Consider the following 25,659-nt stretch of genomic DNA (forward strand, 5'->3'; position numbering starts at 1 on the left):
TTACGAAAAGTAGTTCTAATCCATTGAAACTATACTTAATTTTTAAATAAAAAAATAGTTGGGGGTTAAACTAGTATTTTCTAGAAAAATGCATCTAATGAACTCTGTTTAGATTTGTCGCTTTCAAATAAGGAGTTAATTCCTGTCTCTAATATTTCAATACGTTCTACAACATACGGATTTATTGGATATCTGTGTGATAAATCCTTAGATATGTCTAGATACTTAAGAACAGATCCTTTTGAAATACTTAAAATTAAGTTATTTCCACAAGTACATTCTCCCGATAGTGGAATACGTCTGTATTTAGCTCCACATTTAGTACACCTTACTTTCTGGCGTGAGAATGCTCTAATATTTCCTGCCATATCAGGTAGGAAGTGGGAGTTTAAAACACCCTCTACAACACCTTTTTGATCAACTGCTCTTAGTAGTTCGGCAAGTGCAATTTGACTTTCAACTTTGTCTGTCATAGTCTGTAGAGTCTTATACAAACAAATTTTTGGTCCGGCATGTATCGAACTAGTTGGATGGGAATACATAAGACCATGATACTGATTATCAGTACCTAATCTTGATTCCACATTATCAACTAAATCATTAACATCAGATGGTTTAACACCACCTTCTTCAGTTTTATGATAAATTTCTAAAGGAATTCTTTTCATACAATCAATATTATGTGATTCATCATCAATTTCCTCAGGATCAATTCTAATACTTAAAACTAAAGGAGCATCCATACTTCCACCACGAGTACTTGGAAGATATGTTTTACCAAAGTTTAACAATGCATCTAGAAGTAACATTACAGCATCTTCATCACTATCACAATTTCGTCTTTTTGCAGAATGGAAATAAGGATGTGCATAACAACAGGATGCCTTAGTAAATCCTACAATACGTCCTAAAACACCAGCAGATGTGTGTGGTGCAAGACCTGCAATTAAATGACCAACTAAATCAACCCTATTTTCAGCATTATAAAATGGTTCCATATGATAATAACGTATGAGTAAATCATCAATAAATTTAGAAACCTTTAGAAGATAATCACCACAACTTTCACTAACAACAATATCCTGAATCTTAATTTCAATAATTTGATTATCATTAGTTATAGGCTTGCCATATATATCTTCAGTATATCCCATTTCTAGAATTTTTTCATATGGAACTCCAACTTCCCTTGGAATAAAATGTGTTAAGGGCAAATCTGTAGAATCATGTCTGATAGTACCATCACGATATGTGAAAACATCATTACGAGCACGTAAAATACCTTTTTCTAATGGTTCAGGATATTTATCCTCAGAAATCAATCCTTTAACACCTTTTACCTCATCTAAACGTCTTACATTAACATTCTCAAATGCATCCATAAGTAACTTATCTAATTTAATATTCTTAGCAGCAGAACTTTCAAGCTCAGTTCTACTTCCACAAACAGGACACAAAGCCTTAAATGATGAAACTTTACAATCAGGATTAGTACATTTACACTTAGCAAGTGTTACCTTGATAGTACCTTTCTTTGCAGCCTCAACAATGTTACGAATATTACCAGCATAATTTCCAATAGGGAAAAGTGAATGAGGGGCAGGTTTCATAAGACGTTCCTTAGTTTTTTCAGGACGACCTACACGACCACCTATATAAGTTGGAGCCTTAGATTTAATAGAAACTGGACTAATCATATTAACAGCTTCAATAGTTTCCATATCTTCATCTGGAGATAATGTTTTATTAAGAACACTCATCAAAGTATATAAATTATCATTAGACATAATTAATGATTTATTATTCACATGATGTGGAATTCCAAGAACTTCAATAATTCTTTTATGATAATCAATAGGTATACGATTCATATCAGATTTAAATACATCTTCTGGACTATCAATTAAACTATATAAATAATTGTGCAAGTCATTCAATTCCTCTTTTGTTACATCATTATAATAAAATGTAAACTTAGGATGAAGTGGTGTATTTGTTTTTTTAGCAATATCAAATGCTTTTTTAGCATCAATATCTAATTTAAGAAGGGCATTTAACTCCATATTCTCATTAAAATCAATTCCAAACGTATCATGAGTTTCTTTAAAGTATTCTGAAGCTTCAATTTCTTGAGCCCACCATTCCTCACACCAAGCTGAAACATCAAGTGGAATATTTCCACGAAGATATTCTCCAAATGCAACAAGCATATCACCAAGGAATATTATTTCATTAACATCTCTTCTAATACTAATTGCCTTGGACACATCATTTACCTGAATAACATCACCATTTTTTAACTTAACAATAGGTCCTTCAATAGAATCACAAGGTACAACACAATTACCTTTACCAGGTTTTTCAATTTTCATCTGTGTACCTATAGCTAGAAATTCAACAATTTCCATGGTAGCAGGATGTATAGCCATAGAAGCTAAACCACTATCACGTGTACGTCCATATCGTAGTCTAAAACCACCTTTTGCACCAGGATATGACATAACTGGTCTTCCACCAATGATATCTTCCATGTATTTAGCTTTCTTCTTAGGTTTATTCTCTGAAGATTCTTCTTTTTTCTTCTCTTCCTCTTTTGTAGATTTAGGAGCTGTAAAATATTCAAGCCAATCCCATCCATCAATTTTAAGAGTTTTAGCATATTTAACAATCTTTCTTGATTTTTGAATAACTCCTTCAGCAACAGCAAGAAGTGCTCCTCCACGAAGATTGTTAGTTTCTACACGTGGAAGATCTCTGTTTTGTACCTCAACAGGATCTGTTTGTTCACCAGTAACTTCTACAGGAATTCCTCTAATAGCTAATCTAACTTCATCAGGTGTAGGGGAATATTGAAGATTTGTTACTTCAGATTCATATAATTCAACTTCTTCAACATATCGCTCTATTTCATCATCAGTAGGTTTATATCTGTCAAGTCCTTGGGACATACGAATATAATCACCAAGAAGTACAGCTAGTGCAGCAGCAGTACCTCCAGCACTACGAATAGGTCCAGCAAAATACACACCAAAACATTTAGTTCCATCACTATTATCTTTAATTTTAACCTTAGCAATACCTTCTAGAGGAGCGGCTACTACTCCTTCTGTTAATATAGCAAGAGCAGTACGTATAGCACTATCTGCATTTGCTTCTTGAACTTCATAATCATTTGGTTGTCCTTCAACATCATCTTTAGTTGCAATTTCTTTAGCTATTTGGAATGCAACTTCTTCTCTTGACATACTTTTTTCTAATTCTTTTATTCTTTTTGCAACGCCTTCTGGACCAACAAGTCCCTCTACTCTTTCGGCCAAGTCCTTTGCAAGGGGTATTTCAGGTTCTAATTCTAAATCTTTTCCTTGTTTACGTGCTTCTCTGGCAATAGCATATAGTTCTTTAGTTTTTTCTTCAAGCATTCCAAAATAATCCATTAAATGTAGCCTCCATACTATGTATTTAATATTATTTAAAAAATATTAGTATTATAATAATATATGTTATTTGTAATTTATAGAATTTTACTACTATTAGAATATGTAGTATAAAAAAAAGTAAAGAAATAAAATTATTTTATTTTTATTTTATTTAAAAATAGGGGAATATTTCTATTTTCATTTATTGCATCTGTACATGACATAGTATCATAGAGAACATATGCCCACCATACAAAACCTATTAAAAACATGATAAATAATCCATAAGGTAGAGTTTTTAATAAATCTGAGAATATGAATGCTAATGTTATTTCAATTCCAAATTCAACTATGCCTCTATAATATAGTCCATTATATATATTTCCAAGTCCACAGAAAACAAAAGATAATGCAGTTGCAATGAACTTATTTTTTCTAATATTGTTTGTTATGTGAAGGCCTCCTTTTATATATGATAATATATTATTAATATATTAAATATTATTTCTTTAATTAATTCAATACTTAATTTATCAAATTACCATATACATTACGGGAACTCTGGTTAAAATAAGTCTTTATAAAAAAAGATAAAATTAATTCAATGATTATAATCACTGAATTTTAAATTAGAGTTATAAATAATAGTATAATTACAATTAATATAATTATAATTAATAGAATAATGGAGTGATTAATACTTTCATTAGAATCTGGCGTATTATCCTCATTTACCATAACTTCTGTGTTTTTATCATCAGATGTATCTTTTTTATTGATAGTTTCATCCGTAGTTGACGTGTCTATTTTATCAATAATTTCATCAACAGAAGTATCTATTTTATCAACACTTTCTTCTATATCTACATCAGCATCTGCAGTACCTTTAATAAATTTTTCTTTTCTTAAAAATTCAGTAAAGGATAATTTATCATCTTCACTTGTCATAACAGGTAACCTCCCATATTAGAGAATTAATAATTAATATATGATTTATCATTATTTATTATTATGGTTTTTTTAAGGGTTTTTTTTAAATAAAACTTTTATTTCTATCAGATTTATTTTATAATTCTTAATAAAATTTTTTTAATATAAAAAATACAAATCATAATATACATAACTAAGAAGAAATTAAAAAAACTATTATAATTATACATATAATAAAAAAATGGATTCTAAAAACGGGTGATAAAATGGTTGATAATAAATTAAATAAAAAATGGAAAGAAGATTTCTTTGAAATATTTGCAACAAAATCAGATGTTAAAGAGTTGGAAAATGCTGATAAAATTAAAATAGAACATTTTCCACCAGTATTAGGACAGTATTATCCAAGTAATATAGATGAAGATACACTCATTAAACTATGTGAAGGTAAATTATTTTTGACTAAATCAAAAAAACAACCTGATTATGATGATTCACTTATAAAAATAGATTATGAAAAAGTTATAAAAACACAATTAAACACATTAATGCAACAACAAATAGCTAAGTTACAAGAAGAAGATCCAAATTTCTTAAAGGATGATGAAAAGGAAATAATTAAGAAGTCATCATTTCCATTTATAAAATTAATGACTCTTGTATATTCTAAGGATACAAAGGATATGTCTTGTAATGATCAAAAACAATGGAAAGAATATATGAATCAATTTATTACCCAACAAATAGTTTTTTCAATAGTTAATACATATTATACAATGAAATTATATCAGGATAATATATACACAACCCTATTTCAAACACCATATAATAAGGATTATGTATGGAAGGAATATGGATATAATCATGAAGGAATCTGTGTAACATATAACTTTAAAGAAATAAGAAAAATAATAATAGAACAATTACAGAAAATATTCCCAGTATACTATATTAACAGTAAATCTGACATAAATTATGATGTATACAACTCTGTATGTGTATCACTTCTTAAAACAAAAGATAAAATAAATACATATGATAATCAATGGGCATATATAATGAGTTATAAATATACTGAAACTGAATATACGATGTTAGATAATTTATTAGAACCAGTATACACATATTCAATGACACATTCTAAAATAAATGAAATATTAAATGGAAATTATCTTGAAATTAAAGATAATCAACTTAACTATAACTATAAAAAATTAATAGAAAATCTAGTTGATGTTCTCAATTCAAATGAATTTCAAGAAGAACTTAATACTAAACTTCAAGAAGTATATGATATTACTCAAAATAATATTGATATAGACTTTATGAAACCAGAAGCAGTATATCTTGGAAGGGATTTTCCAGAAGAAAAAATAAAACAAATCAAGGAAATAGTACAAAAAGAAGATATCATGATTTTTAAAATTAAACAATCAGAAGATAAACTATTTAAAGCATTAATATAGGGATATACATGACAAATACTTCTTATGAAAAATTAGTTGAGGTATATGAAAAAATCAGTAGTACATCAAGTCGTCTAGAAAAACAAGATATTATAGCCGATTTTCTTATGTATATAAAAGAAACTGATGCTGATATAACATATGATATTACTCTATTACTTCAAGGTAAAATATTTCCACCATGGAGTGATAAAGAAATGGGTATATCAACTCAACTAATAATAAAAGCACTATCCAATCTATTAGGTGAAAGTACAAAATCCATAGAAAATAAGTTAGCAGAAGTAGGGGATATGGGGGAAATATCAGAGGAACTTATTAAGAATAACAAACAAGTAACATTCTTCAAAGTACCATTAACTGTTAAGAAAGTACTATCAAATCTTAGAAAAACAGAATCAATAACTGGAAGTAAATCACAAAACAAAAAAATAAACTATCTTCTAGAATTATATACTTCAGCTTCACCTCTCGAGGCAAAATATATTACAAGAACAATAACAGAAAGATTAAGAATAGGTGTGGGTGAAGGAACACTAGTTGAGGCAATAGCTCAAGCATATAATATTGATAAAGAAATTATTGATAGAGCATATATGTTATCAAATGATCTTGGAGAAGTAGCATCTCGAGCACAAGAATCCATAGAATCAGTAAAAAGCTTAACAATAACACCAGGAAAACCAATAAAACCAATGTTAGCACAATTAAGTCCAGGTATTAAAGAAAGTATTACTGAGATGAAAAAGGTAATATGTGAAACAAAGTATGATGGAATAAGGGTTCAAATTCATCACTATAACAATAAAACAAAGATATTTACAAGACGTTTAGAAAATGTAACAAATGCCCTACCTGAAGTAGTAGAATATATAGAAGAAGCCCTACCTTCTAAGGATTTTATTGTTGAAGGAGAAGTAATAGCAACAAAAGATAACAAACCAATATCATTCCAATACATACTTCAACGTGTAAAACGTAAATATGATATTGATAAAATGAGGGAGAAAATACCTTTAAAAGTATTTTTATTCGATGTATTATATTATGATAAGCCAACAGCAGAACTACCAATAATTCAAAGAAGACAATTACTTGAAGAGATTGTTACAACAAGTAAAAATGTGGAACTAAGTACTATGAAAATAGTTTCTCAAGAAAATTATACAGAAGCAGAAAAATTATTCACATGGTCTATAGATGAAGGACATGAAGGTATAATGTTTAAAGATGTTACAAGTCCCTATTCTCCAGGTAAACGTGGAAAAAACATGCTTAAATACAAACCATTACGTGAAACACTTGATTGTGTAATAACAGGTGGAACTTATGGTAAAGGTAAAAGAGCTAAATTCTTTGGATCGTATTTATTATCCTTACTTGATGAGAAAACTGGGGAATATAAAACATTAGTTCATGCAGCAACAGGTATGGATGATGATCTCTTAGCTTCCCTTACAAAACGGATGGAAAAACTAATAATATCTAAATCAGAACAGAACGTTCTTTTCAAACCAAAAGTAATACTTGAAATTGCATATAGTGAAATTGTAGAAAGTAATGAATATGAATCAGGTTATTCTCTACGTTTTCCAGCAATAAAAGGAGTTCGTGATGATATTGGTCTTGATGAGGTAGATACTTTAAGTAAACTTCATCAGATGATAGACTTACAAAAATAATTATTAATAATACTTGTCATATTATTAATAAAAGTCGTTATGCATGATAAAGAAATATTTAAAATAACATTAACAACAACAATACTGGGACTTATAGGATTAATTATCTTATCAGGGTATGTAAATCCAGAGGAGTTATCAGTAAATGAAATTGATAAATCAAAAATAGATAATCAAGTGAAAGTCACTGGAATTATTGAAAACTACACTATTACTAAAACTGGAACGATGATTATTACATTAAATGATGGAAGTAATGTGATAAAAGTAGTTATCTTTCCAAGTACCTCATTAAATACCACATTATATAATGGAATGAATATTACAGTTACAGCAAGGGTAGTAGAATATAATGGGGAGATGGAATTAATTATTGAGAAGTCAAAAAATTTAGAAATAAATTCTTAACTTCTCCTTATTACTTATTTTCCTGAAGTTAATTCTTTAATATCATCAGGATATTCACCAAATATTCTTTCTTTCAATGACATTTTTTTAATTTCAGCAAATATAACTCTATATTCTTTGTTTTCATTTTGAAGATTGTTATATTCTTTTTGTAATTTATTCAATGTTTCAACTATGTGTTTATAATCACTTCTTGCAGTACGTGTATCTTTTTGTTGTTGTTTTAATTCATTGTTAATAGTTTCAAACATTGCATTAATACTTTTATTGTCTTCTTTTAGTTGTTTGTATGTTTCTTCTAATTGTTGATAATTCTTTTGAAGTAATTTATTTTCACGTTCAGGATACTCTAATTTACTGTTAAGTTCAAGATTCTTTTTTTCTAATTCAATATTTTTATTATGTAGTTTTCTGTTTTTCTCTTCAATTTCTTTTAACATAGTATTAATATTATCAAGTTCATTTACAAGTTCATTGATTTTAGTATCTTTTGTATTTATATCATCTGTAAGTTCTTTATTTTGTGATTTCAAGTTACTTAATTGTTCATCATTATTTGATAATTCAAGTTCTTTGAGTTCATTTTTAATTCTTTGATTATCATCTAGTATGGAGTTAATTTTATTGGCTGTTATATCTGGGTTTTGAAGATATATTTCAATAAGCTGTTCAACAGTACTTCCAATATATCCTCTACTAGTACCATGATTTTCTTCAATAGCTTCTATAAATTCTTCCCATTTTTCTCCATTTTTAAATCTAATTGTTGCTGTTTTTGAACTCATATCTATGATTCCCTTTTTTCTTAAAAATATTCTATATGTATACATGATGTACACATTAGATTTCCTTTCAAATAGCTATATACTCATGTCTCATTCATTTAATATAATTATCATTTTTGTATGTGTACATGTATGTGTACATCATCAAATTGTTGTATTTTTTATTAAAATCATGTATTGTTTGTATCTTGTGTATTTCATAATTTTAATACATCTGTACCTTTTTTTTCATGAATATTTTAATGTAAACATTATGTGTACATTATTATAATTTAAGATTTCTTATCTATAATTATGTATGTTGTTACTTATAATCTTTTGGTTAATGTGTACATAATGTACACTCTAAAAAATAGTTCTAAATATTCTAATTCGATATATCTTCACATTAAAAATATTTTGTGTACTTTTGTGTACATGTTGTAAACATAAATTATCTGATGTATACTTGATGTACACAATTAAACTATATTTTCTAAAAATGTTATGTATTTGAATTTGATATATTCTTTTGAAGTATGTTGTTGTAATTAGGAGTAGTTGAATGTAATCTTCATGTGTACATATGAAAAAAATTTTTGAAGTTATATGATATTTTTTTTTATTTTTTCAATTTTCTAAAAAAATTATTATATCTTGAAAACATCAAATCATACTTTGTATACATTATGTAAACATATATAATATCTCTTGAATATACTAATATATGAACATATATTTGTTTTTGAATTATTTATTATAATCTATGTACACATGATGTATACATGAGTGTTATTGGTTTTTATTTAAAAACAACACACAAAAGTATAGTATAGTTAATGTTTACATAAATCTTATTTTTGTGTACATTTTCTTTTCATGTAATTATTTTAGTAAAGATAAAAAACTATTACAATTATAACTATTAATTATAATTATAAAAATAATCTAAAGGGACATCTATGAATATTAACTTTAATAATAAGAAATTAATTCTATTACCAGCAACTATCACATGTATCATATCCTTATTGTTAGTATATAAATTTACATTTCCAATATCATGGGATGTATATTATCATATACATATGGCTAATTTATATATGACAAATGGCCTTGTATTTTGGGATTATTCAACAGTAGCACCACATGGTAGACTCATAATGTATCCTCCATTGTTTCATTTGTTTTTAGCAACAATTTCAAACATAACACATATATCACTTGTTAATATTACTAGATTTTTACAACCAGTATTTGCATTCTTTGTAATCTATATTATATCCTACTCATCATACAGATTATACTCAATAAAGCATGGTGTAATTACGGGTTTTCTTGGAATGTTATCCTTTGTAACATTTAATAGATCAGTAATATGTACTCCTGCAACAATTGCCATTGCACTTTCAATGATTGTATGTGTGCTATTTTTTATTGGATTTAGAGATAATAATAAGAAAGACATACTATTATCAGCAATATTTCTAGGATTAATATGTAATCTACACATGGCAACATCCATCATGACAATTGGGGTTGTAGGGTTATATGGTCTTATACAATTAGTTAGAAAACAATTAAATAGTAAATATCTTTTAATATACATTATAATATCCATGATTATAGCACTACCATGGTGGTTATATATTCTGATAAATTATGGGTTATTTTTCAATTCAATAGCAGGAAATCCACTTTTTATTGGAGTATATTTCTATAAATATTATGGTATTATTCCATTGTTATTTACTATAATAGGATTTTACACATTATATAAAAACAAATCTAATAAATCACTATTTCTAGTAGTATGGTCTTTATCATTGGTACTACTAAGTCAAGTAACATATCTTGGGGTAGAAACAGTTTCAATTAGAATTCTAGAAGTGGCAAGTTATCCATTAATACTAATTAGTGGTGTAGGATTTATAGAAGTATGTAATTACATTAAAAATAAAAATATGGAGAAATTATTAGTAATACTTCTTGTTATATTCTCAGTACTAAGTGTAGTTGCATATGTGGATAGTTATACACCTGATGTATTAGCAGATAATGATTATAATACTACACTTATTCCAACAGAGATGCATATGGTAATAGATCCTATTGGAACAATATCAAAACCATCTATTATATCTTCCAGATTTTCTGATGCAACTTTAGCTCATGACAGATACCATGTCATGTCTTGGTTTGTAAATAATAGTGATGGATCACTTCTTGTATCAGAAGATTCTGTTATGGATACAATTGTTGTATCAACTAGTAATACACCAGTTGTTTATGGAGGATTTACTGAATCTATTCCAGTGTATGTTGTAGATCCTGTACATATAATAGAAAATCATTCAACAGAAAGTGAGTTATCTGATTTAGGTGTAGGTTATATATTACTAAAACATGATACACCAATACCCATATATGCACAAAATATATACTCAAATTCAAATTATAAAATATGTATTATAAAAGATAGTTACAGGAAATAAGATAATGAAATATAAAATATTAGCAATCATAGTAATTGTAGTACTACTTGGTATATTTTCTACTAAATTCCTCTACACAGATTCTATGGATATTGATAATAATACACTGGTAATATCAGTATGTACTGGAAATATGAGGGGATTGGAAACAGGAATTTCTGTATATGCTGGATATAATAAAGCACCACTAGTACTATCTGATAGAACATTACCTCAACAATTAGATTCATGGTTACCATCATTTATTAAAAAAAACAATATTAAGAAAATAGTGGTTGTTGGACCTATCACTGCTAAACAACTACTACAACTACATATGTGTGGTGTTGAAGTTAAACAAGTCTATGGTAAATCTATACCAGACATATTAACAAAAGTTGCAGATAACACTCCAACTAAAAATAATGATACACTTATATTTTCAGCATCAGATCCACTTGCAGGAGTTCTTGGAGCATATACAAAAACACCAGTTTTTATCACAGCAACAAATGAAACATATAATTCTGCAGATGTATTAGATACAAAATATGATGAATATATTAAAACACATAATATCTCACACATAATAATCGTGGGAAATCTACCAGAATCTCTTAAAAATCAGTTAAAATCATACAATACAACAATTGAAGAATTATCTGGAAGAAACAGTGTAGATGTTAGTATCAATGTAAATAATAAACTTAAGTCATTAGGTCTTTTAAATAATACAACACAAGCATACTATGGATTTTATGGTGAACTACCCACAATAGTTCCACTTGTTATTCAAAATAATGCAATGTTAATAGAAGATTCATCAAATCATGGGGATATAAGTGATTATATTAAAGAAAATAACGTTTCAAAAATAACACTTACAAGAAATACAGAATCAGATTATATACAAATGGAAGAATCAGATTATATATCATCAAAAATTATAGATGAATTTAGAGAAAATAATATACATACAGAATTTCTTACAAATAACAGAACACTAGATGAAGCCACAGGATTGTATGATGTGAAAATAAACAGTATTGAAAATGTTAAAAATCATACAAAATATATAAATAACACTACAACTGGAAAAAGTATGGAATCAAGTCCTCCATTAATAGAAATGCTTAATTATACATCTGTAGTTGACTCAAATAATATATCTGTAAATATAACAAATAATAACAACACATATAATGTAAAATGGAGTACAATACATCCATATACTTGGAAAAAAATCAGTAATAATGCTTATTATGCAACATCAAATACTGGATATGAATACTTCTGGAATTATGATGAAAATACATGGACTGTTGACTATAAATACAATAACACATCATATTATCAAGTTAAATGGATAAAAAATACTGATAATACATGGACTGAAATGCATCCTACAAATAACTACACATGGAACTATGATGGAAATAAATGGGCATGCTATAAAAATTCACAAATGATATATTATATATCTAAAAAATAACCACCTCTTTATCAAATTTCTTTTTTTTAAATAAAAAAATGTATAATTTATAAAAAGTATATAATAATACATATAATAAAAAACTATTTTATTTAATAAAGAAGAGTTAATTTAAGAATATAGGAGAACAAAAACATATGAAACAATTATTTGGGACATTTGGTGTACGAAGAGTAGCAAACACAGTTTTAACTCCAGAATTTGCATCAAAAATTGCAGCAGCTTATGGAACAAAAGTTAAAGGAACAATAGCAATAGGATCAGATCCAAGAACATCCTCTGAAATGATAAAACACGCCGTTACAGCAGGATTATTATCAGTAGGATGTGATGTGGTTGATTTAGGAACACTACCAACACCTGCAGTACAGTATGCAGTAAGACAATACTATGATGGTGGAATCATGGTTACAGCTTCACATAATCCTCCAAAATATAATGGATTAAAATTATTGGACTCTGATGGTATTGGAACTCCTGATGATTTGGAAGAAGAAATTGAAGATATTTACTTTAATGATAAACAAGAACGTGTAACTTGGGATAAAATTGGAAAAGCATATAAAAGAGATATTATTGATGAATACATAGATGAAGTGCTAAAAAGAGTAGATGTAGACACAATAAAACAAGCAAATCTAAAAGTAATTCTAGATGCAGGATCTGGAGCTGCATGTTCAACAACACCATACATTATAAGAAAATTGGGATGTGACATAACAACACTTAATTGTCAACCAGATGGAGCATTCCCTGGACGTAATCCAGAACCAACAGAAGATAATCTACAAGATCTTATAAAAGTAGTTAAGGCAACTGGTGCAGATATTGGAATTGCACATGATGGTGATGCAGATAGAACAATATGTATTGATGAAAAAGGACAATTTGTTTTTGGAGATAAATCATTTGCACTTGTTGAAAAATCTATGCTTGAGAAGAACAATGGTGGAAAAATAGTAACTACAGTTGCAACAAGTAATGCAATAGCAGATATAGCACTTGAAAATAATGGTGAAATAATTCTAACAAAAGTAGGAGATCTTGTAGTTGCACGTAAATTACAGGAAGTAGATGGTTTATTTGGTGGAGAAGAAAATGGTGGATTAATATTCCCTGACTTTGTATATGGAAGAGATTCTGGACTAGCTACAGCAATGCTTCTTGAAATAATAGCTAAAACAAAACAACCACTATCCCAATTAATTAGTCAATTACCAACATACTTCTCAGAAAAAAGAAAAGTTGAATGTCCTGATGATAAAAAAGCTACAGTTGCAGAAAATATAATTAAAGACACAACAGAATATGAAGTTGACACAACAGATGGTGTTAAAGTAATAACAAGTGATGGATGGGTAATAATAAGACCATCTGGTACAGAACCAATATATAGATGCTTCTCAGAAGCAAAAACTCCTGAAAAAGCAACAGAATTAGCTGATTGGGGAATGAATTTAATTAAGAAATATTTAGATTAAATTTCTCTTCTTTCTACTTTTTTTATTTACAAGTCCCCATGGACAAACTTTAATACATAATCCACATAATCTTGGACGATTTTGTGCCTCTAATTTATTAAAATAATCATTACAGGCATATGCATCATAACGTGTTTCTCTTGAATTTTCTTCATTAAATTCAATATTTTTAATAGCATGTGATGGACAGTTAACTGAGCATAATCTACATGTTCCACAACGACTAGGAACTTGTTTTTTAGCATATGGTAGAGGTGCATCTGTGATAATGGTAGCCCACCTGATTCGTGGACCATAATATGGATTTATAAGTAAACAACTCTTTCCAATCCAACCAAGACCTGCAAGATTTGCAACAAGTTTATGTGAAATATCACCCTTTAATTTATCTTTAGAAACAATAGATGAAGCATCAATAAATTTTGCCATATACTTATGTTCATGTAATATGGATTCTATTTTAGTACCTATTTCATTTAATTTAGAGTTTATTTTAATGTATGTTTGAAGATATTTTTCCTCTATTTCAAGTATGTCAATTGTATCAATAATCTCATCAGGAATATTAATACCAATACTAATAGCATGGGGATACTTATTAAATTGGGAATTTATATCTGGATTAGGTGTCATATTTTTCATATTTGCATAACCATAAACTGTAACTTCCTCTTTACAAATCTTATCTATCATACTTATCATTATAACAAAAACTTCCTATAATCTATTTTTTAGTATTTTTTATATATTATATTAGATAAATCTTATTAATAATGCAATATATTATATTAAAATAATATATATTTTTTTAGTAGATAAAAAGCAATTTTCTAATAATCAATCAACTACAAGTTATGACTATAAATTTATAATTAGTGGAGGGTAATATAATGGATAATAACACTATTCAAAAAGAAATAGCAAGTCGTGTTAAAGACATGAGAGAAGTATGTGAAATTAGTGTACAAGAAATGTCTGAAAAGTTAGATGTTCCAGTTGAAACTTATACAAAATATGAATCTGGAGAAATAGATATTCCAGCCAGTATTCTTTATGAAGCCTCAATAATATTTAATGTAGATACAAGTTTATTATTAACAGGTGAAGATACAAGAATGAGTGTTTTTACAGTAACACGTAAAGATAAAGGAGTAAGAGTTGATCGTAGAGAAGCATATGACTATGAAAACTTAGCTTCAAATTTTACACATAAGGCAATTGAGCCATTTATTGTTACAGTAACACCACGTAAAGATAACTATATGCCAGAACCAAACTATCATAAAGGATATGAATTTCTTTATGTATTAGAAGGACAACTTAGAGTATATATTAAAGACAATACAATTGACTTAAATCCTGGAGATTCAATGTATTTTAATTCATTACATAAACATGCAATGATAGCATTAGGAGATAAAAAAGCTAAATTCCTAGATATACTAAATTATAAAGGTGAGTAGATTAAATGACATCATTATTAAATAGATATGTTCCAAGAACAGAATTTGATTCTTATGAAGATTTTAATGAGAATTTAAAAATAACAGTACCTGAAGATTTTAATTTTGCATATGATATTGTTGATGTATATGCAAAAGAACAACCTGATAAAGTAGCACTATCATGGTGTGATGATAATCAAGAAAAAATATTCACATTCAGTAATTTAAAACAATTAAGTGATAAGGCTGCAAACTTCTTTAAATCATTAGGAGTTACAAAGGGTGATAGAGTATTATTAACACTTAAAAGTCGTTATGATTTTTGGTATTGTATGTTAGCATTACATAAATTAAAAGCAATAGCAGTACCTGCAACACACATGTTAAAACCTGAAGATATTGAATATAGGATAGATGTTGCTGGAATTAAAACTGTTGTAACTATTCGTGAAGATGGTGTTCCAGAAAGCTATGCTGAAGTTGAAAAAACATTAGGTCTTAAGTTAAACAAAGTATTTGTTGGAACAGAAGATATGCCTGGATGGTATGATTTAAGAAAAGAAGTTAAAAAAGCTTCAGATAACTTTGAACGTCCAGTATATGATGATGATTCAGTTGAAGATACTTCTGTAATTTTCTTCTCATCAGGTTCAACAGGACAACCAAAAATGATTAAACACAGTTTTGGATATCCATTAGCACATATTGTAACTTCCAATTACTGGCATCAGGTGGTGGATAATGGATTACATTACACCATAGCAGATACTGGTTGGGGAAAAGCATTATGGGGTGAAATATATGGTCCATGGATTTCAGGTTCAGGAATATATATCTATGATTATGATAGATTCCACCCATATGAAGTTTTATCTAAGGCATTAGAACATAAAATCACGACATTATGTTGTCCACCAACAATGTACAGGTTCTTTATAAAAGAAGATATTGATAACTTGGACTTTTCTTCATTACAACATGCAACAACTGCTGGTGAACCATTAAATGATGAAGTATTCTATAAATTTAAGGAATTAACAGGTCTATCTATACGTGAAGCATTTGGTCAAACAGAAACAGTAGCTACTATTGCAAACTTCCCATGGGTTGATATTAAATTAGGTTCAATGGGTAAACCTGCACCATTGTTCAATATTAAATTGTTAAATACTGATGGATGTGAATGTGATGTTGGTGAAGAAGGTGAAATAGTATTTGATATTTCTGAAGGTTATCCATTAGGATTATTTAAAGGATACTATAATAACCAAGAAAAGACTGATGAAACAATATATGATGGATATTATCATACAGGGGATTCTGCATGGATTGATGAAGATGGATATTACTGGTATAAAGGTAGAATTGATGATGTAATTAAAAGTTCTGGATATAAGATAGGTCCATATGAAGTTGAAAGTGCATTACTATCACATAGTGCAGTATTAGACTGTGCAGTAACTGGTATACCTCATCCTATAAGAGGACAAATTGTTAAGGCAACAATTGTTTTAGATAAGGGTTATCAACCATCTCAGGAGTTAACAAAAGATATTCAAAATCATGTAAAACATGTTACAGCACCATATAAATATCCTCGTGCAATTGAATATGTTGATGAACTTCCAAAAACAATTAGTGGTAAAATAATGAGGAAAAAAATCAGACTTGAAGATGAAGAAAAATTCAAGAAATAAATTTCCTCATCATACTTTTTTTCAAATATTTCTTTTAAACATTCTTGATTTTTAATATACGTTATTGAAACAACTCTTTTCATTGATTTCCAGATTTATTCGATGGGATTTAACTGTGAGGAGGATGGTGGTAAAAATATTATTTTAATATTAAGTATTCGCATGATTTTTGGAATATATTTGGATTTATGTATATATAATATAATGATTTCTTTTTATTTTTTTAATCTATCTTTTAAATTTGATTCTTTTTAAGTATTTTGTCCTGTTATTTTTAATATCATCATATTCTGTGTTGATTTTGTTAATATCGAATTGTATTGTATGGATTAGTTGTTCTTCTGTTAATTTTTTTTTTGATTTGGTTCTGTTTTTTTGTTTTGGATTATAATTCTTTTCTATCAATTTTAAGTTTTTTTATCAGATGATGCCACGTTATTTTTTAGTTAAATTTTCATTATATACTAAATTATTATTTAATAGTTTTAATTATTCATTATTCATATTTAATATTTGTATATCTGCCATAAATTGTATCATAGGTATAATTCTGGAGTTATCAATAAAATTTATTAATAATTTTTCATTTATAGGCTGAAATTCCCATATTTGGTTATATAATTATTTGAATCTCATTTAACTCTATTTTTATCTCTAGTCAATTGTAAAATTCTCCTACAATTATGTAAATTTTGTCTAATTCTTTGATTATCAAATTTAACTATTGATTTTTTAAATTTTATTCATTATATGTTTTTTAATTGAAGTTTAACATAATATGATCTTTTAGTATAACGTAAATGTGGCTTGGAATAAGGAAATTCCACATTGAATATAAATTTAGTTTATGCTAATAATAATAAAGTTTATTATTGTATTACTACACAGGTACTAATTGTAAATAGTATGATTAATTTATGAATTTTTATTAACTTTATGTTGAGGAAAGTTTATACATAAATTATAGATATTTATAACCAATTTAATTAATAAAAAGAAAATGGAGGTTGGGGTATGATCAATAAGAAAGCTATCGTGTTTCTATTATTATTATTTATAACTATTGGTGTTGTATCAGCTGTTGATTCATCAAATATTACTAATAATATGGAAACTTCTTCAGTAATGGTGTCACATGAAGATAATAATGATGTACAATTAGTTCATAATAGTCACACAGAATCAAAGAATCAAATAGAATCAAAGAGTTACACAGAATCAAAGAATCAAATAGAATCGAAAAATCTTTCTTCGAAAACAAGTAATATCAATGTTGGTATAAATTATCAATATGAAGATGATAGTGATATTAATCCTACAATAACAGTGAAAAATACTAAGAATATTAAATTAAATATATCAAAAACATATGATAATAATTTTAATTTTTATTCAGTATTTGTAAATCATACTGATTTAGATACCAAATTTAAAGTATCTGTTTCAGTACCAGGATATAAATCTCAAACAAAAATTTATGATATTACTAACACAACCAGTATTGTATTTAATTTAAAAGCAACAGATAGTTATCAATTAGGTAGATCTATCATTTCAATTGCAGATAATAAACTTAATTTCTCATCAGCTGATGATATATTAGTTATAACTACTGCAGGAGTACCTAAATACAAAAATCATACATCAGAAGATGTAATGGAAGCTATTGTAAACTATGCTGATGGTAAAATAAGTGCAGGTAAGGGTAATTTACTAATGTTACGTCAAAAAGCAGTTGATCCTATTGACACTTGTTTTGTTGTGAAAAAAGGAAATAAATTAACTGCATTAGTATTCTTAAATGCATCAACAAAATATTCATATTATGGAACTATCTCTGAAAATATGACTAAAAAAGAATGGAATAATTTCTATAGATCAGTTGGTGAAGATGATGCATATTCATTTGCTAGTTTAACTAATGGATGGAATGCTAATGTAACTTACTTAGTACTTCAAGAAGCTGCTTTCCATGGACATATATGTGAAGGTACCCTTGGAGGATACACAATAACACAAGCATTATTACAATATTATCCACCTGTAAAAGCTACAAATAGTACTGGTGGTTATTATGGGGATTTAACATCATATAAAGTATTAGGAATTCCTGGAGACTCAGCTAATGATGCAGTATTATTTTTCCTTGATGCAACAGCAGGAAAAAGTGGATATGTTGGTTTCAACACAACATCTACTGGTGCAAAAAGTAATATGATTGGATTTATAAGATGGTATCCTGGTTCTATTGGATATAATAATATTACAAATGCATATGAGGTACAAAAAGCAGGTTCTGGAACAATTATTGTAATGGAATATGACTCTGAAAATAATAAAAAATTATTTGTTAAAGAAACTGGTATTACTAGTGAAGGTACATTAGAAGAGTTAAAATATAATACATGGTGGATAAATAAAATTAATACAAACCCTGCAAGTTTAGTTAATATTGTGATTGAAAAAGAAAATTTAACAGAAGAACAATATTACTACTTAATAGGTTTAGATAAGGATATTACTTATCCATCAACAATATCTGATGCTATAAATGCAGGTCAAACTAGAATTTCAGCTACAAAAGCACATGGTTTGGATTATAATTATATTAAAAATTTAAAATTACCTAAAGCTACTAGATCAAATGAATTGGTTACTCAAGGTAATTTAAAATATGATGATTTCAAACAAATAGGTGTAAGAGCAAGTAAACTTGCTAAAAAATATTTTAAAGATGAATTAGGAATTACTCTTGAAAAAGATATGGATAATTTTGAAATATTAACTACAGCAGGTTATTCCTTTATAAATCAACAAAGTACCGAAGCTGTATGGGACGGTTTATATCAGGAATTTGGATCTAGATTAACAAGAGAAACATTATTACCAAATCATAGGCCAATATGGAAACCATTATGGTTTACCTTTGTGTTAAAACAAGATGATGGTAAATTGATGTCACTTTATGTAAGATATAATGATGTTGATGATACGTTTTTTGTAGGTTCTTTAAATGGAAGTCATATTAATAATATTAATATAGAAACATTAAATAACTCAGATTTAGTATCAGAATTAACAGTTTCAGTATTCCCTGATGGGAATTGGTTTAATATTCAAAGTTTAACTAATGTGTGGGCAGAAGATTTACAATTTGATCAATTTGTAACATTTTTATTCCATGGTCATGCTTGTCCAGGTGTACAACCAGGATTCTTCATGTCTGAATATGTTATGAATAATTATCCTTTAAATGAAAATGAATCTTACTTCTATATAGCATCAAGTATCTATTGTAAAGATGATAGTATAGAATACTTGCTTGGACTATCTCCAGGATTAGGTAACTATATGGATCAGAAACTTATTTCATCTGATGTAGAATCAGAGTATGTTGATGGTGCAACAGAAGAAGGAGTATTAGTTATTTGGGATGATAAATTAAATGTTGGAAGAGCAGTTATAATGAATTTCAAATGGGCAACAATAGATACTAGTGCATATTCTACGTCTGATGCTAAAAGAGCAGCTCAAATACAAGCATATGTGGATTTATATAAAGGTATCTATAATCCAAATCTTAAAGAAGGAATAACTATACTTGGTTCTGAAACTAAATGGATTACTCAAAATGAATTCAATCAAATAAAAGCAGGAGCAGGAAATAATTCTAATGCATTATCTTTTGTACAAAATATTTCTAACAGAACTAAATCTGAAGCTATACGCTTATCTAATTTCAATGGTAACAGCAATTCTATAAATAATAGCAATAGTAATAGCAATAGTAATAGCAATAGTAATAGCAATAGTAATAGCAATATCATTAATAGTGGGTCAACAACTAAATATTCATCAAAACCGACTTACACAGCAGTTAATTCAATAACAAATAGGGGTGTCGCATCACCAGGAATTAGCCAAGTAACATCAAAAAGTTTAGATTCTGTAACTGATAATGAAAATTCTGCAGAATCAGAAATACCTGAAGAAGGAGCATCTAACGAACTATCAGGAAAAGCTTATGAAGTATCTCCATCAAAAGAATCTAATGGAAATTCACAAAATATGGGATTAATAATTCTATCACTTGGAATATTAGGTGCTTTAGGTGGTTATGGATACATCAGAAGTAGAAAAAGAGAATAATTAATTTATTCTTTTATTCTTTTTTTTGAGGTGATACTATTAAAAAAAATAATAAAATTTTTCTTTTTTGTTTGTTAGTTATATTTCTTGTATATGGATGTTTAAATGGTGTAGTAGCCCATCCAGGTCATGCTCACTTATATCCTGAAGAAGTTTCTTCAAGCTCTGGTTCATCTAGTGTATCAAGTCAGAGTACACCACACAGTTCTTCATCAAAATACAGTACTTCAAAATATTCAAGTTCATCTAAGTCTTCAAGTTCAAGTTCATCTAAGTCTTCAAGTTCAAGTTCATCTAAGTCTTCAAGTTCAAGTTCATCAAATCAAGTAAGTCCAACCCAATCTAATTCCCCAAATCAACAATCTGCTAATGAAGTATCAGATGTTAATGGGAATGATTCTGGTATTAATGAAGTCAAAAATGAAAGTATTTCTGTTAATAATACTACAGTAGATGATAATAATACTATAAATTCTGAAGATAATGGATCGTTAACATTGAATGATTATATTGTCATGATCTTAGTATTTATTCTTGGTTTTGGGGTAATGATTTTATTTTATGAAATATATCATAAATATAAAAGGAGTAAAAATTAATAACAAGGTTTTAAATATATAGGAGACATTATTTATGCACTTACCCGATGGAATAATTCCATTATATCAATGTATAATATATTGGATAATTACAATTATTTGTATGTTTATATTAAGAAAATTTACATCATGTGAAAAAGAACAAAACATAGTATATATAGCTATTTTCACAGTTTTAACATTTACATTATCTTCATTATCATTTCCGTCTCCATTTGGTGTACCAATCCATTTCTTCATAATACCATTAATTGTTATTATTTTTGGACCAGTAACTGGTTGTGCTGTATCATTTTTTAGTTTATTAGGACAATTTTTAATATTAAATATGGGTGGTATTACAGTTCTTGGTGCAAATTTTATAGTAATGGGTTTAATATTATCAATAATAACCTATTTGATTTATAGATTGTTTTTAGAAATAAATGAAAAACTGGCTATATTTGTTGGAACAATAATTGGAATTATGTCTGCAACTTTTACTCAGGTAATAATTTTATTATTATCTGGTACAGTAAATTTTAATGTCATTTTATCTACTTTAATTCCATTTTATTTATTTATATCTATAATGGAAGGAATTTTAAATATAATGTTTATAACAACAATCTCAAAAATTAAGCCAGAAATAATGAGTACATAAAATAGGTGATTAAAATTAAAAATAAAAATATTTTCACATTATCATTATTAGTAATATTGTTAATTGGCATTACAGGAGTTAATTCACATGGAGTTGATGTCACTGCTGATAAGATGGTTATTTGTAACGATTCTAATGGACAATTAGTTAAAGATATTGCTGATGCTAATGAAATAAATATTAGCGTTTATAAATTTACTTCAGATGATGAAGTTGCTCATCAATTGGAACATATGTTAAATAATTCTAATAAGAATATTATAGCAGTATCTTACCAAAAAACAGCTCATGATTTTTTAGATAAACATCAAGATGTTTCAGATAGATTATTAATAATAGATGATGTAAATAATCAATCTATTCAAGAAGGATTGATTAAAGTGAATAATACTAAAAACACAAAAAATGTTTCTGACTTTGCAACACCATTAACTATTGGTATATTAGTAGGAGCAATTTTAGGAGTAGGATGTGGTATATTTTTAATGAAAAGAAAACAATAATATGATGTCAAAGTAAATAAAAAAAAATTAAGAAATAATAAGCAATTTAGAATTTTAAGGAGAAAAAATATGGATGTTATGAATATAGTAGGACAGATAACTATAATTTTTTCTATATTATTATTTTGTGTATTAATAGGATTAGCATGTAAATTAAATAATTTAAAAAGAAAAACATTTACATTAATATCTCTAACATTTGGAGGAATTTCTTTAATAGCACTATGTTTATCTTCAACTACTCAAAGTATTATGGATATTATTAATTCAAATACTTCATCAATATATCTATTTATGGGTATATTATTAGTATTTGTAGGATTCAAATTAATATCTGAATGGAAAAAGAATGGTAGGATTAAAAGAATTTCCAAAATATTGTCTATTGTGACTTCCTGTTTATGTTGTTTAATATTTCTATTAGAATATGAATTATTTCTAGCTCCAACATTTATTAAAAATAATATTATAATCAATGTAGTCATAATATTTATAGTATGGTTGGTTGTTATTATTTCATATTTTTATTATTCTAAAATTAAAGTAAAAAATTCACGTATTATTACTTTAAGTGATTATTTAATAGGATTAGGTTTATATTATGTAATTGTAGGATTAATAAGTCCATATCTTTTAACTATTGGAAATAAAAAATTTAATCCAATTATTATAAACTCTCCAAAAGCTATACTCACAACATTTATAATTGTTATTATTTTAATGGTTATAGGAAGTTTATTTAATTTTAGAAAAGATAATTTATTAAAATAAAAAAACATAGGTGAAAAAATGAGTTCAACTCTTATTGGTGGAGAATTTATTAATGGATCATTAGATATTATATCACAGAGTTTATCTATCCCAGTGCTAATTATATTAATAATAATATTTGTAATTTCTATTGTTTCATTAGGAGGATTAATATCAGAATATACAAGCAGAAAAAATACTTCAGTATATAAAATTAAAGAATTGATTTATGATATAAATAATGTTAATTCTATTGAAGAATTACCAAATATTATCAATAATTATAAAATTCCCAAATCTAATCAAAAAGTTTTATTAGAAGTAGTTAATTCTCATTCATTAACTCCTAAATCTAGAGAAGCATTAGCACGTAAATTAGTTGATAATCAAGAAGAAAAAATAGATAAAAAATTAGAAAAAACAGATATTATTACACGTATAGGTCCAACTTTAGGATTAATGGGAACTTTAATTCCTCTAGGGCCAGGTTTAGCTGCACTTGGTAGTGGTGATATTAATACCTTGGCAAGTTCTTTAACAATAGCGTTTAATACTACAGTTGTTGGAATTGGAGCTGGAGCAATATCTTACTTTATTGGTAAAATAAGAAGAAATTGGTATTCAAAACTTATTTCTGATTTAGATGTATTGACAGATACAATACTAGATTTTATTGAAGAATGTGATAGAAATGGTTAGAAGTGAACGTCGACGAAAAAGATATTCAAGTAATGAAGAAGATCCTATGGCAGGAACATCCAATTTAGTGGATGCTATGCTAGTTCTAGCAGTAGGTTTTCTTATATTTGTGGTTATGAGCTGGAATATACAGAGCATTATTTTTTCTGATATGACTCAGGATCAAAAAAATTCCATGATGGAAAAGATGAGTAGTGCTATAAATTTAGATCAAGGTCAAGAATTAAATGACACACCCCAAGTATCACAGAGCTCAGGAAAAAATTATGCAGAGATGGGTAAAGTTTATAAAGATTCATCAACAGGTAAATTGATCATGATTGAGAAATAAAAACCTATTTTTTCCCTTCATCTCCCCTTTATTGATTTTATTACAAAAATATAATATATTATTTTAAATATATACCCAAAAAATATTTTGAAATTCACTTCATTAAAAGATTTTAGATTCTTTGATGTATCAATATTGACTTAATGTGACTGTTTGATTTTTAGTTTATTATGAGTAGCAGTATTCCATATTTTAGGTGTTAAAATTAAACTTTCAAAGTATTTGACCTCATAATAGTCATTGTTGACATAGTTGTTGTAATGCTGTTTTTGTATTTTCTATCGTGTTTATTGCTTGGTTTAATTAATAAAGAACCAATATTTTAGATTGGACACCTGATGAATCATAATTCCATATAATTCTAGATACTATATGATATTTTTCTTGTATGAAAATATCAATATAAAGTATGTATTGTGTTGAAGTCATAAGATACATAGTGCCATTATCTTTTAAAATTCGAATGGCTTATATAATCCATTTTTTATTTCATTCAATATATTCCATGTATCTTTATTGTTTCCAAAATCTTTACCAATATTATATGGTTCATCAGCAAAAATCAAATCAACTGTTGATTTATTCATATTTTTCATTATTTCTATTGAATCTCCTAAAACTACAATATGATTATTGTTTTTAGAATATTCAAATTTTTTATTAAAAAAAGAACTATAATTCATAATTTTAATCCTATTATTTTTTTTAATTATAATTGAAATTAAACAAA

The 25,659-nt window shown here is 27.2% G+C and carries 20 protein-coding genes and 1 pseudogene; 15 read left to right on the forward strand and 6 right to left on the reverse strand.

What is annotated here, in order from left to right:
* Positions 1 to 80 precede the first annotated feature (80 nt).
* Positions 81 to 3,434 carry a DNA polymerase II large subunit gene (gene polC, locus BZ132_RS01345; protein ID WP_286940213.1) on the reverse strand — a complete coding sequence of 1,118 codons (3,354 nt, stop codon included), beginning with the start codon at positions 3,432 to 3,434 and terminating at the stop codon, positions 81 to 83.
* A 606-nt stretch (positions 3,435 to 4,040) separates the two neighbouring features.
* Positions 4,041 to 4,364 (reverse strand): hypothetical protein, encoded by a 324-nt coding sequence (locus tag BZ132_RS01350; RefSeq protein ID WP_286940214.1) that lies wholly within the window; start codon positions 4,362 to 4,364, stop codon positions 4,041 to 4,043.
* Positions 4,365 to 4,612: 248 nt separating this feature from the next.
* Between BZ132_RS01350 and BZ132_RS01355 the strand changes: the two genes are divergently transcribed.
* The 3 genes from BZ132_RS01355 to BZ132_RS01365 are packed head-to-tail and all read left to right on the forward strand — an operon-like array spanning position 4,613 to position 7,902.
* Positions 4,613 to 5,812, forward strand: a complete 1,200-nt coding sequence (locus BZ132_RS01355; protein WP_286940215.1) for a hypothetical protein — start codon at positions 4,613 to 4,615, stop codon at positions 5,810 to 5,812.
* Positions 5,813 to 5,820: 8 nt separating this feature from the next.
* Positions 5,821 to 7,494, forward strand: a complete 1,674-nt coding sequence (locus tag BZ132_RS01360; RefSeq protein ID WP_011405874.1) for an ATP-dependent DNA ligase — start codon at positions 5,821 to 5,823, stop codon at positions 7,492 to 7,494.
* 39 nt (positions 7,495 to 7,533) lie between these two features.
* A complete protein-coding gene (locus tag BZ132_RS01365; protein WP_011405875.1) occupies positions 7,534 to 7,902 on the forward strand; it encodes an exodeoxyribonuclease VII large subunit in 369 nt (122 codons plus the stop codon).
* A 14-nt stretch (positions 7,903 to 7,916) separates the two neighbouring features.
* Here the strand turns inward: BZ132_RS01365 and BZ132_RS01370 are convergent, their stop codons facing one another.
* Complete coding sequence (locus BZ132_RS01370; RefSeq protein ID WP_146737658.1) at positions 7,917 to 8,687, reverse strand: hypothetical protein; 771 nt, start codon at positions 8,685 to 8,687, stop codon at positions 7,917 to 7,919.
* Between the two features lie 941 nt (positions 8,688 to 9,628).
* Between BZ132_RS01370 and BZ132_RS01375 the strand changes: the two genes are divergently transcribed.
* The 3 genes from BZ132_RS01375 to glmM all read left to right on the forward strand — a co-directional run bounded on the left by BZ132_RS01375 (position 9,629) and on the right by glmM (position 14,113).
* Complete coding sequence (locus BZ132_RS01375; protein WP_286940220.1) at positions 9,629 to 11,161, forward strand: glycosyltransferase family 39 protein; 1,533 nt, start codon at positions 9,629 to 9,631, stop codon at positions 11,159 to 11,161.
* 4 nt (positions 11,162 to 11,165) lie between these two features.
* A complete protein-coding gene (locus BZ132_RS01380) occupies positions 11,166 to 12,632 on the forward strand; it encodes a hypothetical protein (protein WP_286940221.1) in 1,467 nt (488 codons plus the stop codon).
* A 137-nt stretch (positions 12,633 to 12,769) separates the two neighbouring features.
* The gene (gene glmM, locus BZ132_RS01385; protein WP_011405879.1) at positions 12,770 to 14,113 is read left to right on the forward strand and encodes a phosphoglucosamine mutase; all 1,344 of its coding nucleotides are present in this window, start codon (positions 12,770 to 12,772) and stop codon (positions 14,111 to 14,113) included.
* Here glmM and BZ132_RS01390 read toward each other — a convergent pair.
* On the reverse strand, positions 14,105 to 14,815 hold the full coding sequence (locus tag BZ132_RS01390) for a 4Fe-4S double cluster binding domain-containing protein (protein WP_011405880.1): 711 nt from the start codon (positions 14,813 to 14,815) through the stop codon (positions 14,105 to 14,107). The genes glmM and BZ132_RS01390 overlap by 9 nt on opposite strands.
* 188 nt (positions 14,816 to 15,003) lie before the next feature.
* Between BZ132_RS01390 and BZ132_RS01395 the strand changes: the two genes are divergently transcribed.
* Both BZ132_RS01395 and BZ132_RS01400 read left to right on the forward strand, forming a co-directional pair.
* Entirely contained in the window at positions 15,004 to 15,576 is a 573-nt protein-coding gene (locus tag BZ132_RS01395; protein WP_011405881.1) for a helix-turn-helix domain-containing protein, read from the forward strand.
* A gap of 5 nt (positions 15,577 to 15,581) precedes the next feature.
* Positions 15,582 to 17,255 carry an AMP-binding protein gene (locus BZ132_RS01400; protein WP_011405882.1) on the forward strand — a complete coding sequence of 558 codons (1,674 nt, stop codon included), beginning with the start codon at positions 15,582 to 15,584 and terminating at the stop codon, positions 17,253 to 17,255.
* Between the two features lie 228 nt (positions 17,256 to 17,483).
* Here the strand turns inward: BZ132_RS01400 and BZ132_RS01405 are convergent, their stop codons facing one another.
* Positions 17,484 to 17,660: a hypothetical protein gene (locus BZ132_RS01405; RefSeq protein ID WP_286940223.1), complete on the reverse strand. Its 177-nt coding sequence runs from the start codon at positions 17,658 to 17,660 to the stop codon at positions 17,484 to 17,486.
* Between the two features lie 609 nt (positions 17,661 to 18,269).
* Here BZ132_RS01405 and BZ132_RS01410 point away from each other — a divergent pair.
* The 7 genes from BZ132_RS01410 to BZ132_RS01440 all read left to right on the forward strand — a co-directional run bounded on the left by BZ132_RS01410 (position 18,270) and on the right by BZ132_RS01440 (position 24,929).
* Positions 18,270 to 21,404: an FmdE family protein gene (locus BZ132_RS01410; protein ID WP_286940225.1), complete on the forward strand. Its 3,135-nt coding sequence runs from the start codon at positions 18,270 to 18,272 to the stop codon at positions 21,402 to 21,404.
* A gap of 71 nt (positions 21,405 to 21,475) precedes the next feature.
* Positions 21,476 to 22,003, forward strand: a complete 528-nt coding sequence (locus tag BZ132_RS01415) for a hypothetical protein (RefSeq protein ID WP_286940227.1) — start codon at positions 21,476 to 21,478, stop codon at positions 22,001 to 22,003.
* A 34-nt stretch (positions 22,004 to 22,037) separates the two neighbouring features.
* On the forward strand, positions 22,038 to 22,646 hold the full coding sequence (locus tag BZ132_RS01420) for an energy-coupling factor ABC transporter permease (RefSeq protein WP_286940228.1): 609 nt from the start codon (positions 22,038 to 22,040) through the stop codon (positions 22,644 to 22,646).
* Positions 22,647 to 22,651: 5 nt separating this feature from the next.
* Entirely contained in the window at positions 22,652 to 23,149 is a 498-nt protein-coding gene (locus tag BZ132_RS01425) for a hypothetical protein (RefSeq protein WP_286940229.1), read from the forward strand.
* 69 nt (positions 23,150 to 23,218) lie between these two features.
* Entirely contained in the window at positions 23,219 to 23,920 is a 702-nt protein-coding gene (locus BZ132_RS01430; RefSeq protein ID WP_286940230.1) for a DUF2162 family putative transporter, read from the forward strand.
* Between the two features lie 18 nt (positions 23,921 to 23,938).
* Entirely contained in the window at positions 23,939 to 24,598 is a 660-nt protein-coding gene (locus tag BZ132_RS01435; protein WP_286940232.1) for a MotA/TolQ/ExbB proton channel family protein, read from the forward strand.
* Positions 24,591 to 24,929: a DUF2149 domain-containing protein gene (locus tag BZ132_RS01440; RefSeq protein WP_286940234.1), complete on the forward strand. Its 339-nt coding sequence runs from the start codon at positions 24,591 to 24,593 to the stop codon at positions 24,927 to 24,929. Before BZ132_RS01435 ends, BZ132_RS01440 begins: the two co-directional genes overlap by 8 nt.
* Before the next feature lie 452 nt (positions 24,930 to 25,381).
* Here BZ132_RS01440 and BZ132_RS01445 read toward each other — a convergent pair.
* A pseudogene (locus tag BZ132_RS01445) lies at positions 25,382 to 25,659 on the reverse strand (hypothetical protein); the annotation flags it as partial.

Source organism: Methanosphaera sp. DEW79 (assembly GCF_003266085.1).
Classification (GTDB): domain Archaea; phylum Methanobacteriota; class Methanobacteria; order Methanobacteriales; family Methanobacteriaceae; genus Methanosphaera; species Methanosphaera stadtmanae.

Bases quoted from the DNA above. Each gene is read 5' to 3' on its own strand.
- BZ132_RS01410 (WP_286940225.1), top strand. From the start codon at position 18,270: ATGATCAATAAGAAAGCTATCGTGTTTCTATTATTATTATTTATAACT.
- BZ132_RS01355 (WP_286940215.1), top strand. From the start codon at position 4,613: ATGGTTGATAATAAATTAAATAAAAAATGGAAAGAAGATTTCTTTGAA.
- BZ132_RS01440 (WP_286940234.1), top strand. From the start codon at position 24,591: ATGGTTAGAAGTGAACGTCGACGAAAAAGATATTCAAGTAATGAAGAA.
- BZ132_RS01390 (WP_011405880.1), bottom strand. From the start codon at position 14,815: ATGATAAGTATGATAGATAAGATTTGTAAAGAGGAAGTTACAGTTTAT.
- BZ132_RS01395 (WP_011405881.1), top strand. From the start codon at position 15,004: ATGGATAATAACACTATTCAAAAAGAAATAGCAAGTCGTGTTAAAGAC.
- glmM (WP_011405879.1), top strand. From the start codon at position 12,770: ATGAAACAATTATTTGGGACATTTGGTGTACGAAGAGTAGCAAACACA.
- BZ132_RS01350 (WP_286940214.1), bottom strand. From the start codon at position 4,364: ATGACAAGTGAAGATGATAAATTATCCTTTACTGAATTTTTAAGAAAA.
- BZ132_RS01365 (WP_011405875.1), top strand. From the start codon at position 7,534: ATGCATGATAAAGAAATATTTAAAATAACATTAACAACAACAATACTG.
- BZ132_RS01430 (WP_286940230.1), top strand. From the start codon at position 23,219: ATGGATGTTATGAATATAGTAGGACAGATAACTATAATTTTTTCTATA.
- BZ132_RS01380 (WP_286940221.1), top strand. From the start codon at position 11,166: ATGAAATATAAAATATTAGCAATCATAGTAATTGTAGTACTACTTGGT.
- BZ132_RS01375 (WP_286940220.1), top strand. From the start codon at position 9,629: ATGAATATTAACTTTAATAATAAGAAATTAATTCTATTACCAGCAACT.
- polC (WP_286940213.1), bottom strand. From the start codon at position 3,434: ATGGATTATTTTGGAATGCTTGAAGAAAAAACTAAAGAACTATATGCT.
- BZ132_RS01400 (WP_011405882.1), top strand. From the start codon at position 15,582: ATGACATCATTATTAAATAGATATGTTCCAAGAACAGAATTTGATTCT.
- BZ132_RS01370 (WP_146737658.1), bottom strand. From the start codon at position 8,687: ATGAGTTCAAAAACAGCAACAATTAGATTTAAAAATGGAGAAAAATGG.
- BZ132_RS01420 (WP_286940228.1), top strand. From the start codon at position 22,038: ATGCACTTACCCGATGGAATAATTCCATTATATCAATGTATAATATAT.
- BZ132_RS01435 (WP_286940232.1), top strand. From the start codon at position 23,939: ATGAGTTCAACTCTTATTGGTGGAGAATTTATTAATGGATCATTAGAT.
- BZ132_RS01360 (WP_011405874.1), top strand. From the start codon at position 5,821: ATGACAAATACTTCTTATGAAAAATTAGTTGAGGTATATGAAAAAATC.